This is a genomic window from Rhodoferax sp., assembly GCF_011391645.1.
Taxonomy (GTDB): Bacteria; Pseudomonadota; Gammaproteobacteria; order Burkholderiales; family Burkholderiaceae_C; genus Rhodoferax.
The window spans coordinates 1-3,740 of record NZ_JAABQC010000150.1; the positions used below are offsets into that span (position 1 = coordinate 1).

The 3,740-nt window shown below is 58.8% G+C and carries 3 protein-coding genes; all 3 read right to left on the reverse strand.

Going from position 1 to position 3,740, the window contains the following annotated elements; genetic code table 11:
* On the reverse strand, positions 1–468 hold a 468-nt coding region (locus GPS82_RS13440; RefSeq protein WP_296495567.1), incomplete at its 3' end, for an electron transfer flavoprotein subunit beta/FixA family protein.
* Between the two features lie 24 nt (positions 469–492).
* Positions 493–2,955 carry an MMPL family transporter gene (locus GPS82_RS13445; protein ID WP_296495569.1) on the reverse strand — a complete coding sequence of 821 codons (2,463 nt, stop codon included), beginning with the start codon at positions 2,953–2,955 and terminating at the stop codon, positions 493–495.
* A gap of 35 nt (positions 2,956–2,990) precedes the next feature.
* On the reverse strand, positions 2,991–3,740 hold a 750-nt coding region (locus GPS82_RS13450), incomplete at its 5' end, for a YCF48-related protein (RefSeq protein WP_296495571.1).

The window sequence follows — 3,740 nt, forward strand, 5'->3', positions numbered from 1 at the left end:
CGAGACGGTGGCTTTGCCGTCTGCAATCTCGACTTTGCTGGCAAAGGTGACCTGGGGCAGGTCGGCAAGTGCTGCGAGCATCTGGCCGGTTTGGTTGCAGTCGTCGTCGATGGCTTGTTTGCCCAGGATGATCAGGCCGGGTTGTTCCTTGTCGACCAGCGCCTTGAGGAGTTTGGCCACCGCCAGCGGTTGCAGTTCTTCTGCGGTTTCCACCAGAACAGCACGGTCGGCGCCGATGGCCATGGCGGTGCGCAGGGTTTCCTGGCACTGGGCCACGCCGCACGAGACCGCGATGATCTCGGTGGCGATGCCTTTTTCTTTCAGGCGCACCGCCTCTTCGATGGCGATTTCATCAAACGGGTTCATGCTCATTTTGACGTTGGCTGTGTCCACACCCGTGTTGTCCGTCTTGACCCGGACCTTCACGTTGTAGTCCACCACACGCTTGACTGCGACCAGGACTTTCATGAGTTTGTTTCCTGAAGAAATGATTTAACTTGTTTTTTTTGCCACCGCAAAATGGCGGTCGTTCATCAAAAAGTGTGACAGGGCAGGTATCAAAACCAGCGCGCCCACCATGTTCCAGATGAACATGAAGGTCAGCAGAATACCCATGTCGGCCTGGAACTTGATCGGCGACCAGGCCCAGGTGACCACGCCAGCAGCCAGCGTGATACCCACCAGCCCCACCACCTTGCCGGTGAATTGCAGGGATTTCTTGTGCGCCGCAGCTAGGCTAAGCCCGCGCCTTTGCTCGGCCAGTTGCACACTGAGCAAGTACAGCGAGTAGTCCACGCCAATGCCCACGCCGAGGGCAATCACGGGCAGGGTGGCCACTTTGACACCCATGCCGAGCCACACCATGAGCGCCTCGGCCAGGATCGACGTGATGGCCAACGGCACCACGGCAACCACCACGGCGCGCCAACTGCGAAAGGTCACGAAACACAGCACGATCACCGCCAGATACACATAGAGCAGCATCTCGCGCCAGGCCTGCCTGACCACGATGTTGGTGGCGGCCTCAATGCCCGAGTTGCCGGCCGCCAGCAAAAACTGGGTGTTCTCGTCGCTGTTAGCCTGGGCAAATTCTTCGGCCGCCTGCACCACCTGGGTCAGCGTCTCGGCCTTGTGGTCTTTGAGGTAAGCAATCACCGGCATCACCGAACAGTCGGTGTTGAACAGATCCGGGTTGTTGACCGATGCCTGCTGCGCCGCATAGTTCAGCGTGTCCTGGTTGCTTGAAATCGTCAGCCACTTGGGGTTGCCCTCGTAAGCACCTGCGGTGATCTGGCGCACGGCATTGGGCAGCGACACCGTGGTCTGCACGCCCGGCAATTGCTGCAGCGTCCAGGCCAGGTTGTCGGCCTTGACCAGGGTTTCATACTTCAGGCAGCCTTCCAGCGGCGTCTTGACGATCACGGCAAATTGATCGCTGGAGAGCTCATAGTTCGAGGTAATGTAGGCGTTGTCCTGGTTGTAGCGCGAGTCGGGGCGAAGCTCGGGTGCGCCCGGGTCGAGGTCACCGATTTTCAGGTTCAGGCTCACCATGAAACCGGCGACTGCAATCAGCGCCGAGAACGCAATAATGCCGATCGCCCAAGGCCGCTCGGTGAATTTGTCAAGCGCAACCCAGACCATGCCGGTCCCCTTGCCGCTGGATTCCTCGCGCTCTTCCTTCAGGCTGCGCTGGGCCGCCACCGGGCTGACGCCAATGTAAGACAGCAGCACGGGCAGCAGGATGAGGTTGGTAAACACCAGAACCGCCACCCCAAAGCTGGCTGTGAGGGCCAGGTCCTGGATGACCGGGATGTCGATCACCATCAGCACCGCAAACCCCACGGCATCCGCCAGCAGGGCAGTCATGCCGGCCAAAAACAGGCGCCTGAAGGTGTAGCGCGCCGCCACCAGCTGGTGCGTGCCGCGGCCCACGTCCTGCATGATGCCGTTCATCTTCTGCGCACCGTGCGAGACGCCAATCGCGAACACCAGGAAAGGCACCAGGATGGAATAAGGGTCGATCTCGAAACCGAGCAGAGCCACAATGCCCAGCTGCCACACCACCGCCACAATCGAGCAGGCAATCAGCAAAAATGTGCTGCGAATGCAGCGGGTGTAGAGGAACAGGATGATGCTGGCAATCACCGCTGCCGCCGCAAAATACGCCATGACCTGCACCAGGCCATCGATCAATTCACCAATCAACTTGGCAAAACCAATGACACGGATCTTGATCGGGCCCGACTCTTTGGCCTCGACGTTCTTTTCAAGTTGCTTGGCAATCTCGTACTTGTCGCGAACACTTTTCTCCAGCCGGTCAGAAAACGCGCGGTAGTCCAGGCGCTCGCCGGTGGTTGGGTCCTTGTCGAGCAGCGGCACAAAAATCATGCTCGATTTCATGTCTTTCGACAGCAAGTCGCGGGCGGCACCTGAGCGGGCCAGGTTGTCACGCATTTGCTGAACGCTATTGGCCGAGCCGTCGTAGTTGTCGGGCATGACCGGGCCGCCCTGAAAACCCTCCTCGGTCACCTCGGTCCAGCGCACGGCGGGTGTCCACAGCGATTTCATCCAGGCGCGGTCCACGCCGGGCATCAAGAACAGCTCGTCGTTGATCTGCTTGAGCACCTCAAGGTATTTGGGGTCAAAAATATCGCCTTCGGTGTTTTCAACCACCACCCGAATGGCATTGCCCAGCCCTCTGAGCTCTTTTTTGTTGTCGAGGTAGTTCTTGATGTACGGCTGGCTCTGCGGAATCATCTTCTCGAAGCTGGCGTTCAGCGTCAGCTTGGTCACCGCAAAGTAACCAAGGATGAACGTCATCAAGGTGCAGATGACCACCATCCACAAACGGTTGTTGAAAATCAGGCGCTCCAGCGCGTTGCCAGACTTGGTGTCAAAGTCCTGCAAATTGCGCACCACCGGCATTGCGTCGAGGTCAGTCGTTCCTATAGACATGTTGTCTCTCTCTTTATCTATTTATTTTTTGTAAATTACTTGATGGCCAGGCTGTGCAGCCCGCGCATGCCACCCATCACCAGCGCATTGCCGGGGGCTTCCAGCAGGGCAGCCGCAGGAACCGGGCGCTCAAGTGCCAACCGGGTAAACGTGCGCCCGTCATCAGAAGACGCCAGCACCTGACCGGCTTGGCTCACCAGCAAAATCCGCCCGTCTGTCGTGACCGTGGCGCCCGTCAGACCCACCGAAATGCCGGTGTCGATTTTTTGCCAGCTGGCGCCACCATCGGCGCTGCGAAAGGCGTTACCGCGCAGGCCGTAAACAATCACCGAGCCGGGTTTGCCGGTGATGCCAAAAAAAGTACCCTGGTAGTCCACGGGTGTTTGCTTGAAACGCTGTGCCGTCTTGTCGAGCTTCAACACCAAGCCCTGCTCGCCGGCCAGATAGAGTTCATCGCCAATGGCGCGAATGGCGTAAATGTGAAGCAGCTTGGGGTTGTCGGAGCGGTCGAACCAGGGCGTCCAGGTTTTGCCGCCGTCAGCGGTCTTGAAGATCATGTTGAACAGGCCAACGATATAACCCGTTGCCTCGTTCTCAAACCACACATCGAGAAAAGGCTTGTCTGGGCCTTCCTCGGCGAAGCGCGCGGCATCGCCCTGTAACTGCGTCAGCATTTCCGGGCTCATGCCCTCTGGGGTGTTGTCTGTGTAATAACTCTGCATCAGCTTGCCGGCAGCGCGCCCGTCAAGCTGCTTGGTCCAGCTGGCACCCGCATCAGCGCTGGT